12 protein-coding genes are annotated in these 14,076 nt (G+C 66.8%); 2 read left to right on the forward strand and 10 right to left on the reverse strand.

Translation table 11 applies throughout. The features are described from left to right. Nucleotides 1-148: 148 nt before the first annotated feature. Nucleotides 149-1,957, forward strand: a complete 1,809-nt coding sequence (locus GJV26_RS06375; protein ID WP_155708094.1) for an ATP-binding protein — start codon at nt 149-151, stop codon at nt 1,955-1,957. A gap of 42 nt (nt 1,958-1,999) precedes the next feature. Here GJV26_RS06375 and ggt read toward each other — a convergent pair whose 3' ends face one another. The 10 genes from ggt to GJV26_RS06425 all read right to left on the reverse strand — a co-directional run bounded on the left by ggt (nt 2,000) and on the right by GJV26_RS06425 (nt 11,678). After that, nucleotides 2,000-3,799, reverse strand: coding sequence for a gamma-glutamyltransferase (gene ggt / locus GJV26_RS06380; protein ID WP_155708095.1), 1,800 nt, complete (start codon nt 3,797-3,799; stop codon nt 2,000-2,002). Between the two features lie 170 nt (nt 3,800-3,969). Continuing rightward, nucleotides 3,970-4,728 carry a 3-hydroxyacyl-CoA dehydrogenase gene (locus tag GJV26_RS06385; RefSeq protein WP_155708096.1) on the reverse strand — a complete coding sequence of 253 codons (759 nt, stop codon included), beginning with the start codon at nt 4,726-4,728 and terminating at the stop codon, nt 3,970-3,972. Nucleotides 4,729-4,784: 56 nt separating this feature from the next. After that, on the reverse strand, nt 4,785-5,363 hold the full coding sequence (locus tag GJV26_RS06390) for a hypothetical protein (RefSeq protein ID WP_155708097.1): 579 nt from the start codon (nt 5,361-5,363) through the stop codon (nt 4,785-4,787). Nucleotides 5,364-5,452: 89 nt separating this feature from the next. Further along, nucleotides 5,453-7,606 (reverse strand): sodium-translocating pyrophosphatase, encoded by a 2,154-nt coding sequence (locus GJV26_RS06395; RefSeq protein WP_155708098.1) that lies wholly within the window; start codon nt 7,604-7,606, stop codon nt 5,453-5,455. 151 nt (nt 7,607-7,757) lie between these two features. Next, entirely contained in the window at nt 7,758-8,414 is a 657-nt protein-coding gene (adk, locus tag GJV26_RS06400) for an adenylate kinase (protein ID WP_155708099.1), read from the reverse strand. Nucleotides 8,415-8,537: 123 nt separating this feature from the next. Beyond that, a complete protein-coding gene (gene kdsB / locus GJV26_RS06405; RefSeq protein ID WP_189441715.1) occupies nt 8,538-9,299 on the reverse strand; it encodes a 3-deoxy-manno-octulosonate cytidylyltransferase in 762 nt (253 codons plus the stop codon). A gap of 13 nt (nt 9,300-9,312) precedes the next feature. Continuing rightward, nucleotides 9,313-9,489 (reverse strand): Trm112 family protein, encoded by a 177-nt coding sequence (locus GJV26_RS06410; RefSeq protein WP_189441713.1) that lies wholly within the window; start codon nt 9,487-9,489, stop codon nt 9,313-9,315. After that, nucleotides 9,470-10,510: a tetraacyldisaccharide 4'-kinase gene (lpxK, locus tag GJV26_RS06415; protein WP_155708101.1), complete on the reverse strand. Its 1,041-nt coding sequence runs from the start codon at nt 10,508-10,510 to the stop codon at nt 9,470-9,472. Before lpxK ends, GJV26_RS06410 begins: the two co-directional genes overlap by 20 nt. Nucleotides 10,511-10,615: 105 nt before the next feature. Beyond that, nucleotides 10,616-11,038 (reverse strand): ExbD/TolR family protein, encoded by a 423-nt coding sequence (locus GJV26_RS06420; protein WP_155708102.1) that lies wholly within the window; start codon nt 11,036-11,038, stop codon nt 10,616-10,618. A 37-nt stretch (nt 11,039-11,075) separates the two neighbouring features. Beyond that, complete coding sequence (locus GJV26_RS06425; RefSeq protein ID WP_155708103.1) at nt 11,076-11,678, reverse strand: MotA/TolQ/ExbB proton channel family protein; 603 nt, start codon at nt 11,676-11,678, stop codon at nt 11,076-11,078. Nucleotides 11,679-12,705: 1,027 nt separating this feature from the next. Between GJV26_RS06425 and xseA the strand changes: the two genes are divergently transcribed. Next, complete coding sequence (xseA, locus tag GJV26_RS06430) at nt 12,706-14,064, forward strand: exodeoxyribonuclease VII large subunit (RefSeq protein ID WP_155708104.1); 1,359 nt, start codon at nt 12,706-12,708, stop codon at nt 14,062-14,064. The last annotated feature ends 12 nt before the right edge of the window (nt 14,065-14,076 follow it).

The raw sequence follows: 14,076 nt of genomic DNA on the forward strand, positions 1-14,076 counted from the left end.
GCAAGCGCGATTTCGGACACATGACCGCGGCGTTGCAGGCACCCGGCGCCCCTTCTCCGGGGCCACCGCTCTCCCCGGGCGTTTTCCCAAGCTGATCCAGCAAATCGCCCGCGGCCATGCAGCAGGTGTCCATGGAAGGAAAGTCCAGATGATTACCGATACGCCGCCAGTACGGGAAGACGCAAGCGGGGCGACCCATTTCGTGCGTTTCTACCAGGATGACGAGGCGCTGCTGGCCGAGGTCGCCGAGTTTCTCGATCGCGGCTTGCGCGGGGGCGGCCCGGCGATCGTCATCGCCACGCACGACCACCTCTGCGCGCTGCGCCGCCGGCTGGCGGGGCTCGGCTCCCTCGACGGCCGGCGCGGCTGGTTCCCGGGCGAACTGGTCATGCTGGAAGCAGCCGATGCGCTGGCGCAATTCATGATCGACGACTGGCCCGACGAACGGCGCTTCGACGACGCCATCGGCACCGTCGTGCGCCGGGCCGCCGCGGCGGGAAAGCCGGTACATGCCTTTGGCGAAATGGTGGCGCTGCTGTGCGCGCAGGGCCTGTACGACGCAGCGGTGCGCCTGGAGCAGCTGTGGAACGCGCTGCGCGAGGAATGCCGGTTTTCGCTGTGCTGCGCCTATCCGTGGGAATTGTTCCCGACCGGTGAACAGGCCGCCGCCTTCGGGCGCATCTGCGCGGAACACGACCATGCCTGCCCGCACCACCACGAGGACGCGGCGCCCCGGCGGAACGCCTCCTTGCAACAGGCCCTGCTGGAGCAGGAAAACCGCGCGCTGCGCGGCGAAGTCGCCCGGGCAAGGGAAGCGGAGTACACGCTCAGGCAGCGCGAACGGGAACTGGCCGATTTCGTCGAAAATGCCGCCGAAGGGCTGCACCGGGTCGGCCCGGATGGCGTGATCCTGTGGGCAAACCGGGCCGAACTGGCGTTGCTGGGCTACCGCTGGGAAGAGTACATCGGTCACCATATCGCCAGGTTCCACGCCGACCAGCCCGTGATCGGCGACATCCTGCGGCGCCTGCAGGCGGGCGAAACGCTGCACGACCAGCCGGCCCGGCTGCGCTGCAGGGATGGATCGATCCGGCACGTCGTCATCAATTCGAATGCCTGCATCGAAAACGGCGCGCTGCGCTATACCCGCTGCTTCACGCGCGACGCCACCGAGCGCCGCCTGCTGGAGGAGGCGCACCGGCACAGTGAGACGCTGGTCGCGGAACTTTCCCATGCCAACCGTGCCAAGGATGAATTCCTGGCAATGCTGGCCCACGAGCTGCGCAACCCGCTGGCACCGATCAGCGCCGCCGCCCAGTTGTTGACGCTGGCCATCGACGATCCGGAACGCATCCGGCACGCGGCCGCCGTCATCGCGCGGCAGGTCGGGCACATGAAGGGGCTGATCGACGACCTGCTCGACGTGGCGCGCGTAACGCGCGGGCTGGTCGTGCTGGTGCGAAGCCCGCTCGACCTGCGCGATGTCCTGCCCGAGGCGCTCGAACAGGCTGCGCCATCGATGCACGCGCGCCGCCACGAACTGGTGCTGGATTTACCGTCGGAACCGGCGATGATCGACGGCGACCGCAAGCGCATCATCCAGGTGCTTGCCAACATCGTCGACAACGCGGCCAGGTTCACGCCCGACGGCGGCCGGATCAACATCCGGCTGTCGGTCGCCGGCGACGATGTCGGCCTGTCGGTCACGGACAATGGCATCGGCCTGGACGCCGGGCTCGCGACGCGGATCTTCGACCTGTTCGCCCAGGGCCACCGTACGCCCGACCGGACCCAGGGCGGGCTGGGGATCGGCCTGGCACTGGCCAGGCGCCTGGTGGAATCCCATGGCGGCACGATCTCGGCGCGCAGCGACGGCCCGGGCCAGGGCAGCACGTTCACGCTGCGCCTGCCGCGCCTGGCAGCCAGGCTGCCCGGCGCGTCGGGCACGCCAGCCTGACGCCGGCGCCGCGCCAGTCCGTCACCCGGTCCAGCCGGGCGATCAGTCGCCCCGGACGATGCCCTCGCGCCGCGGATCGGCGCCGCCGAACCACAGCTCCTGGCCATCGCGGCGGATGCGCCCGATACCCTGCAGCCCGGAGTTCTGGTCGAACTCGCGCACCTCGTGGCCCCTGGCCTTCAGCCGGGCGATCACGTCGGCGCCCACGCGGCCCGCTTCGAGCTCGGTGGGGCCGTTGCGGCTGCCGAAGTTGGGCAGGCTGATGGCCTGCTGCACATCGAGGTTCCAGTCCAGCGTGCCCACCAGCACCTTCATCACGTAGTTGATGATCGTCGAGCCGCCCGGCGAACCCGTGGCCAGCACCAGCCGGCCGGGTTCGTTCCCGCCCGTACGCTCGAATACCAGCGTGGGCGACATCGCGCTGCGCGGGCGCTTGCCCGGCTGCACGCGGTTGGCGATCGGGCCGTTCTCGTCGGCCGCGTCGAACGAGAAGTCGGTCAACTGGTTGTTCAGCATGAAGCCGTCGACCATCTGGCGCGAGCCGAAGGCGTCTTCCACGGACGTGGTCATCGACAGCCCGCCGCCGTACTGGTCGACCGCCACCAGGTGCGATGTCGAGGGCCGGTCGAGCGCCGTGTCGGTGCCCCACGCCACCTGCATGCCCTGCGGCGTGCCGGCTTGCGCGCTGCCCATCGATCTGTCGCCGATCAGCGCGGCGCGCTGCGCCAGGTAATTCCTGTCCAGCATCGACGCGATGCCCTTGCCCGGCAAGGGGATGAAGTCCGTGTCGGCCACGTAGCGGTTGCGGTCCGCATAGGCCAGCCGCCCCGCCTCGGAGAACAGGTGGATCGCTTCGGCATCGAGCTGGCCCTCCACCGGCGGATGGGCGGCGATCGGCGTGTTTTCGAGGATGCCCAGCATCTGTGCCACGGCGATGCCGCCGGACGACGGCGGCGGCGCGCCGCACACCTTCCACTTGCGGTAGTCGGCGCACACGGGATCGCGCTCCTTCGCCCGGTAATCGGCGATGTCCTTCACCGTCAGCAGGCCCGGATTGGTCGGATGGTTCGCCACCTTGGCGGCGATGTCGCGCGCGATGCGGCCCTTGTAGAACGCGTCGGCGCCGCCGCGGGCGATTTCCCGCAGCGATTTCGCCAGCTCAGGATTCTTCAGCACATGGCCGACCGGACGCGGCTGGCCGTCCCTGTCGTAGAAGTAAGCCGCGGCGACGGGGTCGCGCGGCAGCCGCGCCTGGTCATACCTGAGCAGCGCGTTCAGGCGCGGGCTCACGGCGAAACCCCTGTCGGCCAGTTCGATGGCCGGTTCGAACAGCTTCGCCCACGCCAGCTTGCCATGCTTGCGGTGTGCCAGTTCCAGCATGCGCACCACGCCGGGGGCGCCGGTCGAGCGGCCGCCGACGATGCCCTGCTCGCGCGACACCGGCTTGCCGTCCTTGTCGAGGAACAACCGCTCGGTGGCGGCCATCGGCGCCGTTTCGCGGCCGTCGTACGAATGCACCTTCCTGCCGTCGTACAGCACCAGGAATGCGCCGCCGCCGATGCCCGACGACTGCGGCTCCACCAGCGTGAGCACCATCTGCGTGGCAATCGCGGCATCGATCGCGCTGCCGCCCTGTTTCAGCATCCGGTAGCCCGCCTCGGTGGCCAGCGGATTCGCCGCGGCCACCATGTAGCGACGTGCGACGGCGCCCTGCTTCTCGGCATAGCCGGTGGCGATTTCGGGGGCACGCTGCAAGGCTGCGGCATCCTGCGCCAGCGCGGCGGGGCCGATGCACAGCAGCGCCGCGGCCAGCGCCACGCGCGTGGAATAAAGTCGGGTCATCGGTTCTCCCAAAAAAGCAAAACGCGCGACGGCGGTCGCGCGTTCTTGGTGATTGGTAACTATAGCCGCTAACACAGGCAGGGCAAGGCGCATCGTCGAAGACAGTACTTCAGTACGGCAAGACGAATGCAACGCAGCCATGTGGCCTGTGTCAGTGACTGAATGCTACCTTATTTCGGCTGCATCCGTATGGCACCGTCGAGCCGGATGGTTTCGCCGTTGAGCATCACGTTCTCGATGATCGCCTTCGCCAGGTGCGCATACTCGGCCGGCTTGCCCAGCCGCGGCGGAAACGGCACCATCTTGCCGAGCGCTTCCTGCACCTCGTCCGGCATGCCCAGCAACATCGGCGTCTCGAAGATGCCGGGCGCGATCGTCATCACGCGGATGCCGCTGCGCGACAGGTCGCGCGCCATCGGCAGCGTCATCCCGGCCACGCCGGCCTTCGACGCGGCATAGGCGGCCTGCCCCATCTGGCCGTCGAACGCGGCCACGGAGGCCGTGTTGACGATCACGCCCCGTTCGCCGTGCTCCAGCGGCTCCAGCCGGCTCATCGCATCGGCCGCCAGCCGGCACATGTTGAACGTGCCGACCAGGTTGATGCCGATCGTGCGCGCGAACGCGTCGAGCGGATGCGGACCTTCCTTGCCGACCGTTTTCGCCGCCGGCGCCACGCCGGCGCAGTTGACGATGCCCCGCAACGGTCCCAGCTCCTGCGCGGCGGCCACGACGGCGATACCGTCCGCTTCCTGCGTGACGTCGCAGCGCACGAACCGGCCGCCCAGCTCGAGCGCCAGTGCCGCGCCGGTCTCCGCCTGCAGGTCCGCCAGCACGACCTTGCCGCCGGCTTCGGCCAGCGTGCGTGCCGTCGCGGCGCCCAGTCCGGAAGCGCCGCCGGTGATGATGAATACGTTGTCCCTGATCTGCATGCCGTCTCCTTTGGTTTACGTTTACGTAAGCGTCAATTGACAGCATTGTAGCGTCATTACATGCAGCGGACAAAGCCTCCCACGGTGGTGCAATGCCGGCCCGTCGCACTTCTCGTCACGCCGGTACCGTTGCCCTGGAACGTGGTGCCGGCCGCATCGCGGCAGACGTTACCCACGCAGGCAGTGGGCGACGGCCGGGTCGGCGTCGGCGTGGCGAACGCGCCGGGGGCGGGACTGGTGTAGGGAGAGGGATTGCCGGGGGATGGATTGACGGCCGGCGGCACCGGCGGCACCGGGGCGGCCGGATACGGCGAGCGTGGCTCCAGCGTGGCCGAAGGCAGCACCGGCCGTGTTTCAGGCGTGGTATCGGGAATGCCGATGTGGGTACCCCGGTAGTCCTGCTGCGGCACCGGTCTTCGGGGCATCGGCCGCTGCGCCGGGGCCGTACGGCACGGCTCGGTTTCCAGGCTGCGGCCATCCGCGCCGAGCCTGCAGACGGGCAGGCTGGCATAGGCTTGCCGGTCGGCCGCGGCATCCTGCCGCGCAAGCACGGGCATCGAAACAAGCGCGCATGCCAGTACGGCGGCCAGCACGGCGGCGAACAAAGGGAAAGCGGGGAAACGGAATGGCGGCATGACAGACCCCAGGCGGAACGGCGTCCTCATGATACGCCGCCCTTCCCGGGCCCTGCCGCACCGCTGCGCGGCTGGCGCCGGCTGTCCGCTCAGCGCCTGACGGCAGGCGCCGCCGGCAGCGCCTGGGGCGCCCCCGTCGCCACGTGGCTCTTCTCCACCATTCTCGCCTGTATCCGGTCGGGCGTCACGGCCAGCCAGCCCGTCGTCGGCAGCAGCGGCACCAGCAGCAGCGCGACGATGTTGATGATCTTGATGAGCGGATTCACGGCCGGGCCGGCGGTATCCTTGTACGGGTCGCCGACCGTGTCGCCGGTCACGGCCGCCTTGTGCGCGTCGGAGCCCTTGCCGCCATGGTTGCCGTCCTCGATGTATTTCTTGGCGTTGTCCCACGCGCCGCCGCCGGTAGTCATCGAGATCGCCACGAACAGGCCGGTGATGATCGTTCCCATCAGCATGCCGCCCAGCGCGGCCGGCCCCAGCAGCATGCCCACCAGTACCGGCACCACCACGGGCAGCAGCGACGGCAGGATCATTTCCCGGATCGCCGAGGCGGTCAGCATGTCCACCGCCTTGTCGTACTCGGGCTTGCCCGTGCCGTCCATGATGCCCTTGATGTCGCGGAACTGCCGGCGCACCTCGATCACCACCGCGCCCGCCGCGCGCCCCACCGCCTCCATCGCCAGCGCGCCGAACAGGTAGGGAATCAGCCCGCCGATGAACAGCCCCACGATCACCATCGGGTTCGACAGGTCGAAGCGGATGTCGATGCCACGCGAGTCCAGCGCATGGGTGTAGTCGGCGAACAGCACCAGCGCGGCCAGGCCGGCCGAACCGATCGCATAGCCTTTCGTCACGGCCTTGGTGGTGTTGCCGACCGCATCGAGCGGATCGGTGATCGCCCGCACCGATTCCGGCATGCCGGCCATTTCGGCGATGCCGCCGGCATTGTCGGTGACCGGCCCGTAGGCATCGAGCGCCACCACGATGCCGGCCATCGACAGCATCGACGTGGCCGCGATCGCGATGCCGTACAGCCCGGCCAGCTCATAGGACACCAGGATCGCGATGCACACGGCCAGCACCGGATAGGCCGTCGATTTCATCGATACGCCGAGCCCGGCGATGATGTTGGTGCCGTGCCCGGTGGTGGATGCCTCGGCGATATGCCGTACCGGCTTGAAGTCGGTGCCCGTGTAGAACTCGGTGATGTACACCATCAGCCCGGTCAGCACGATGCCCACCACGGTCGCACCCATCATCTGCCAGCGCATGTCGTAGTCGGTCCACACCAGCCACGTGACGACGGCGAAGCCGATCAGCGACAGGATCGCCGACCACCACAGGCCCGTGTACAGCGCCGACATGATCTTCTTGCCGGGCTTGGCCTTGACGAACAGGCAGCCGACGATCGACGCCAGGATCGACACGCCGCCCAGCAGCAGCGGATACAGGATGGCCTCGCTGGGCATGTCGGTGATCATCAGCGCGCCGAGCAGCATCGTCGCGATCAGGGTCACCACGTAGGTCTCGAACAGGTCGGCCGCCATGCCGGCGCAGTCGCCCACGTTGTCGCCCACGTTGTCGGCGATCACGGCGGGATTGCGCGGATCGTCCTCGGGGATGCCGGCTTCCACCTTGCCGACCAGGTCGGCGCCCACGTCGGCGCCCTTCGTGAAGATGCCGCCGCCGAGACGGGCGAAGATCGAGATCAGCGAGGCGCCGAACGCCAGCCCGATCAGCGGCTTGATCACGTCATGGTGCGACAGGTTCGGCGCCGGGTAGGCGCCGCTGGCGAACGCGGTCAGCATCCAGTAGAACAGCGCCACGCCCAGCAGGCCCAGGCCGACCACCAGCAGCCCGGTGATCGCGCCGCTCTTGAAGGCCACGTTCAGGGCCTGGTTCAGGCCGATCGAGGCGGCCTGCGCCGTGCGCACGTTGGCGCGCACCGACACGTTCATGCCGATGAAGCCGCAGGCGCCGGACAGCACCGCGCCGATCAGGAAGCCCAGCGCCGTCTGCACGCCGAGCAGGTAGAAAATGGCAATGAGGAGGATGACGCCGACGATGGCGATGGTGCGGTACTGCCGCGCGAGGTAGGCGCCGGCGCCCTGCTGGATCGCCGCCGCGATCTCCTGCATGCGGGCGTTGCCCGCATCCTGCGCCAGGATCCAGCTGCGCGACCACAGCCCGTATATCACCGCGATGACGCCGCACGCCACCGCAAACCACAGACCTGCTGCCATATGTCCCCCTCTTGTGAACCAACGTTATCGAATTACGCAAACTTCATCACGCCGCGCGGGGCGGCAAACGAAACGATGCAAACGAAAACTGCGGCTGCGGCCAAAGGGGGCCGGCAAAAAAAACGGACCGCGCGGGTCCGTTTTTGAAATCTTATTCCGCCAGCGCGGCGAACGCGCGGTCGCGGATCTGGTCGACGGCGCCGACCCCCTCGATCTTGCGGTATTTCGGGGCTGCTGCGTCGCCCGACTTGGCCCACTCGTTGTAATAACCGAGCAGCACTTCGGTCTGGTTGTGGTACACCTCGAGGCGCTTCTTGACGGTCTCGGCCTTGTCGTCGTCACGCTGCACCAGCGGCTCGCCGGTGATGTCGTCGAGGCCTTCGACCTTCGGCGGATTGAACTTGACGTGGTACACGCGGCCGGAGCCCGGATGGCAGCGGCGGCCATCCATGCGTTCGATGATCTGCTCGTCCGGCACGTCGATTTCAAGCACGAAGTCGATCTTCACGCCGGCGTCCTTCATCGCGTCGGCCTGGGCGATCGTGCGCGGGAAGCCGTCGAACAGGTAGCCATTGGCACAGTCCGCTTCTTTCAGGCGATCCTTGACCAGGCCGATGATGATGTCGTCGGACACCAGCTGGCCGGCATCCATCACCGCTTTCGCGGCAATCCCCAACTCGCTGCCGGCCTTGATGGCGGCCCGCAGCATATCGCCGGTCGAGATCTGGGGAATGCTGTACTTTTCCTTGATGAAGTTGGCCTGGGTACCCTTGCCGGCACCGGGTGGTCCTAACAGAATGAGACGCATGAAGATTCCTAAAACGATTTTAATAATTTGATGGTACGTGTGTCAGTTGTGACGAAACTTACCACAAAACGCCGGCCCTACGCCACTTCGGGAGGCCGTTTGACATGCAAAAACGTCAAACGCTCAAGCGAAGTGAGCGCGGACCCGTTCCAGGTCTTCGGGGGTATCGACGCCGGGTGCCGGCGCCGCGTTGGTGACGTGCACGGCGATAGGATGGCCATGCCACAGCACGCGCAGCTGTTCGAGCGCTTCGATGCTCTCCAGCGGGGAGACTTCGAGCCGCGGATACGCCTGCAGGAAATCGTTGCGGTAGGCATACAGGCCGATGTGGCGCAACGGCAGGTAGCCGTCGGGCAGCGCGGCAGGACGAGACTGCGCCGCCTGTGCGAACGCGTCGCGCGCCCAGGGAATCGTGGCGCGGCTGAAATACAGCGCGCGGCCTGCCCGGTCCAGTACCACTTTGACCACGTTCGGATTGAACGCATCGGCCACCTCGTGCAGCGGATGCGCGCAGGTGGACATCGGCACATCGGCGCCGATGCGGGCGGCGCAGGCGGCCAGCAGCGCCGGGTCGATCAGCGGTTCGTCGCCCTGCAGGTTGACGACCACCGCCTGGGGCGGCAGGTCGAGGGCGCGCGCCACCTCGGCGATACGGTCGGTACCGGACGGATGATCGTCGCGCGTGAGCATCGCCGCGATGCCGTGCGCGGCGCACGCTGCCAGGATCGACGGGTGATCGGTGGCGACGATGATGCGGCCGGCGCCCGACAGCGCGGCGCGCTCGGCCACGCGCACGACCATCGGCTTGCCGCCAAGGTCGGCCAGCGGCTTGTCCGGCAGCCGGGTCGATGCCAGCCGCGCGGGAATGATGACGGTGAAGGTCACGGCAGCCGCCCGCTTATTCGACGGTGTCCTGCAGCGTGCGGGCCTCGTCGGCCCACATGATCGGGATGCCGTCGCGGACCGGATAGGCCAGGCGGTCGCCGCGGCAGATCATTTCCTGGGCTTTTTTATCGTATTCCAGCGGGCCCTTGCAAACAGGGCAGACCAGGATGTCAAGCAAACGTGCGTCCACGGCATTTCTCCACAATGTGTTCGATGAGCGCGGCATCGATCTGCGCGTTCACCGGAACGACCCACAGCCGGGGGTCGTTCCTCAGTTCTTCGATGTGCGCACATTTTACTGCATCCTTCTCGGTCATCAGGATCACTTCCGCCTCCACGTGCGCGAAGGGGCGGTCGAGAAAATCGTGATGATCGGGCAGCGGCAGTTCCTGGAACGCCAGCCCGGCATCGGCCAGCATGCGGAAGAAGCGCCCCGGGTTGCCGATGCCGGCGGCCGCCACCACGCGCCCGCGCCCGCCGATATGGCGCAGCGGTACGCGGTCGCGGCGGTCGCCGAGGCGTTCGGCGCAGTCGCCCGCCAGCACCATCTGCCAGGGGCGGCCGCCCACCCTGGCCGCCAGGCGCGGCGTCAGCGCCGGCGCATTGACCACGGTGACGTCGCGCCGGCGCGAAGGCGGTTCGCGCAGCGGCCCGGCCGGCAGGGTCCAGCCGTTGCCGACGCCCCGGCCATCGAACAGCACCACTTCGACATCGCGCTGCAGTGCATAGTGCTGCAGGCCGTCGTCGGTGACGATCACGTTCACTTCCGGGTGCGCGGCCAGCAGCGCCCTGCCCGCCTCGGCGCGGTCGCGGCAGACGAACACCGGGCAGGCGGCGCGGGTGGCGATCAGCACCGGCTCGTCGCCCGCCTCGGCAGGCGTGGACAGCGCGGTGACGGCGCGCGGCCCGGCGGGGCTTGTCCCGCCGCCCTTGCCGCCGAAGCCGCGCGAAATCACGCCCGGCGTCAGGCCCGCCGCGCGCAGCCGCTCGACCAGCCAGATCGTCAGCGGCGTCTTGCCCGTGCCGCCGATGAAGATGTTGCCCACCACGATCACGGGCACCGGCAGCCGGCTCGATTTCAGCACGCCGGCCCGGTACAGCCAACCGCGCAGGGCCGTCAGCGCGCGGAACAGCAGCGATACGGGATACAGCGCGCAAGCCAGCGGGCCGCGCCTGAGCCAGGCGCGGGTGAGGGTCGATTCGAGGTTCATTGGTCGCGAGTCAGTGGATCGGAAGCCGCCGGCCGTGGGCGAACGGGATGGCGTGACGGGCCACGCTTGTTTTCCACGCTTGTTTTCCACCCTTGTTTTCCACGCTTACTTGCCGGCCCCGGTCTGCGCCGCGAACGTCAGCTTGCCGAAACCGGCGATGCGCGCCGCCTCCATCACGTTGACCACCATCTGGTGCATCGCGAACTGGTCGGCATTGACCACGACCACCGGGTCGCTGCCCGGCTTCGCCGCCGCTTTCAGCACCGACGCCAGCCCGGCCACGTCGCGGAACGAGACCTGCTCGCCGTTGATCGTGTAGTTGCCCTTGGCATCGACCGTCACGTCGATCTGCTCCGGCTTTTCGGCCGCCTTCTGCGCATCGGCCGTGGGCAGCGTGATCTGCAGCTCGGTGAACTTGCTGTAGGTCGTCGTCACCATCAGGAAGATCAGGATCACCAGCAGAACGTCGATGAACGGGATCAGGTTGATCTCCGGGTCTTCCCGGCGCGCACCCTTGCGAAAATTCATGTGCCTTGCCCCCCTGTACCTGGACGCATGTGCGCGCTCACTGGCGCGCGCCGTGGACCACGTCGACGAAGCGCACGGCCTGCTGCTCCATCTGGATCACGTAGCCGTCCACCAGCGCGCGGAAGTGGCGGTAGAACACCAGCGTGGGCATCGCGATCGCCAGGCCGAAACCGGTGTTGTACAGCGCCACCGAAATGCCGTGCGCGAGCTGCGTGGGGTTGTTGCTGCCGGAGCCCGCGCCGAACAGTTCGATCATGCCGACCACCGTGCCGAACAGGCCCATCAGTGGCGCCAGCGAAGCGATCGTGCCCAGCGTCGTCAGGAAGCGCTCCAGCGTGTGGGCGACACCGCTGCCGGCTTCCTCGATCGATTCCTTCATCACCTCGCGCGGCGCGCTGACGTTGCGCAGCGCGGCGGACAGCACCACGCCCAGCGGCGAACTGGTCTCGAGCTTGCCGAGGATCTCGGGCGTGATGTTGCCGCTGCGGTAGACGCGCACCACCTCGTCGAGCAGGTTGGGTGGAATGATCCGGGCCTGCCGCAACGTCATCAGACGCTCGATGACCAGCGCGGTGGCAACGATGGAAGCGATCAGCAGCGGCCAGATCGGCCAGCCGGCGGCTTGAAAGATGGCGAGCAAAACGAACTCCTTGTAAAAGCGCAGACGCGCAATGTAGCGTGTTGCCGAGGTGGCGGCAAGTGTGGACAGGCACGATGTCCCCGCCTGGGACCCCGTGCGCGCCGCTGCGCCACCATCGCCTGCCATGTTTTGCACAAATTCTGTGGAAAAGACTGTGCGCAATGCCGACTCAACATTATAAGTCATTGATTTATAAGTAAAATACTTTGTAGCACATTTTTTGAGCAAAGGCTATGCCGCCAGCCGCCCGGGGTTCTTCACAACTTCTGTGGACAATATTGTTGGCAACGCTGCCGGCATGCATGCAAGTCGTTGTTTAAGCAGGTAATTTTCAATGTGCGCAAAATGCTTGCAGTACCGCGGCAAGACCCGTCCCGGGCAGGCGGCCTTCTGCACAGTAACTGTTGATAAGATTGTTGGCAAGGCACTCCGGAGATTGGAAAGTCTTTGATTTATAAGGATAAAATAACAAAGCTCAAAAATGAGGCAATGGCAGGAAATTGCCGGTTTTTTTGCTCGACTGGCCGGGCTGCTCTCCTTCTGCACAAAATCTGTGGACAATATTGTGCGCAATGCGGCTGGTAAGCCGCAACCCTGTTGATTCTTAAGGAAAAAACGTCAACGCCCAAAAATTAGGCAGACGCGGCGAAGACGATGCGGTTGCAGGTACCCCCGAAAAGATGGCCTTTCTGCACAGCTTGTGTGGATAAAATTGTGGGAAAGCAGGAAAATCGGAGCGCAACCCGTTGATTTTCCTGATAAATATTTTCGTGCGGAAATTTTTGGCAAGCGCCTGGAAGTTGTCCACGTTCCCCACAGATTCTGTGGATATCTTTGTGTGTAAGAATCTGCACTGTAGGGGAAGTCCTTGATTTGTAAGAATAATCTTACGCTGCCCACGAATGCGGCAATCGTTTTTATCCTTATAAATCAGCAGGTTGGAAATACACCTTGCTGTTTTAAGCGAGATATGACATAAGCATGACCGCTTGATGACTCTGTGGACAGAATCCGCGATGACTAACCGATGACTACCTTCGACCGCCCCGATTCAGCCCCCGGCCAGAGCGCCGTGATCACTGTCAGCGCGCTGAACCAGGCCGTCTCCCGGCTGCTGGAACGGTCTTTTCCATTGACCTGGATCGCCGGGGAAATTTCCAACTTCACGCGTGCCAGTTCCGGGCACTGGTATTTCACGTTGAAGGATGACGCCGCACAAGTGCGCGCCGTGATGTTCCGCGGCCGTGCCCAGTATGCCGGCTTCGTGCCGCGCGAAGGCGACAAGGTCGAGGTGCGCGCGCTGGTGACGCTGTACGGCCCGCGTGGCGACTACCAGATCAACGTGGAGGCGATCCGCCGCGCCGGCGTCGGCGCGCTGTTCGAAGCCTTCATGCGCCTGAAGGAGCGCCTGTCCGCGGCCGGCCTGTTCGACGAGGACCGCAAGCGCGCCCTGCCCCTGTTTGCCCGCACGATCGGCATCGTCACCAGCCCGCAGGCGGCGGCGCTGCGCGACGTGCTGACCGCCCTGCGCCGCCGCGCGCCGCACGTGAAGGTGGTGCTTTATCCCACGCTCGTGCAGGGCCAGCTGGCCGCCGAGCAGATCGCGCTGGCGATCCGCACCGCTTCGGCGCGCGCCGAGTGCGACGTGCTGCTGGTCTGCCGCGGCGGCGGCAGCATCGAGGACCTGTGGTGCTTCAACGATGAGGCGGTGGCCTATGCAATCGCCGAATGCGCCATGCCGGTGATTTCCGGCGTGGGCCACGAGACCGATTTCACGATCGCCGATTTCGCCGCCGACCTGCGCGCCGCCACGCCCACCGCGGCCGCGGAGCTGGCCGCCACACCGCGCGGCGACTGGCTTGCATCGTTGCGGGCCGACGCCACCGACCTGCACCGCGCGATGCGCCGCACGCTGAACGACGCCGCGCAAACGCTCGACCACCAGAGCCGCCGCCTGCTCAGCCCCACGGCGCGGATCCGCCAGCAGCGCCTGGCCCTGCTGGCGCTGTCGACGGCGCTGATGCATGCCACGCGCACACCCGTCAACCAGTCACGCCACGCGCTGGAACGCCTGGCCGGACGGCTGGCCGCGCAGCGACCGGACACGCGCGCCGCGCGGGCGCACCTGGGCGCATTGCAGCACCGCTGCGCCGTCAACATGGCCAGCCGCGTGCAGCGCGAACGCGAGGCGCTCGGCGCGCTGGCCGCGCAGCTCGAAATGCTGAACCCGCAACGCACGCTGGAGCGCGGCTACGCGATCATTGCCGACAGCAAGGGCGCGATCCTGCGCTCGCCGGCACAGCTGCAGCCGCGCCGCAAGCTGCGCGTGCGGCTGGCCGAAGGCAGTGCCGACATCACCGTGTCCGGGGTACAACCCACGCTTTAAAGTCGTTCTAGT

This window comes from Pseudoduganella dura (genome assembly GCF_009727155.1).
Classification (GTDB): domain Bacteria; phylum Pseudomonadota; class Gammaproteobacteria; order Burkholderiales; family Burkholderiaceae_D; genus Rugamonas; species Rugamonas dura.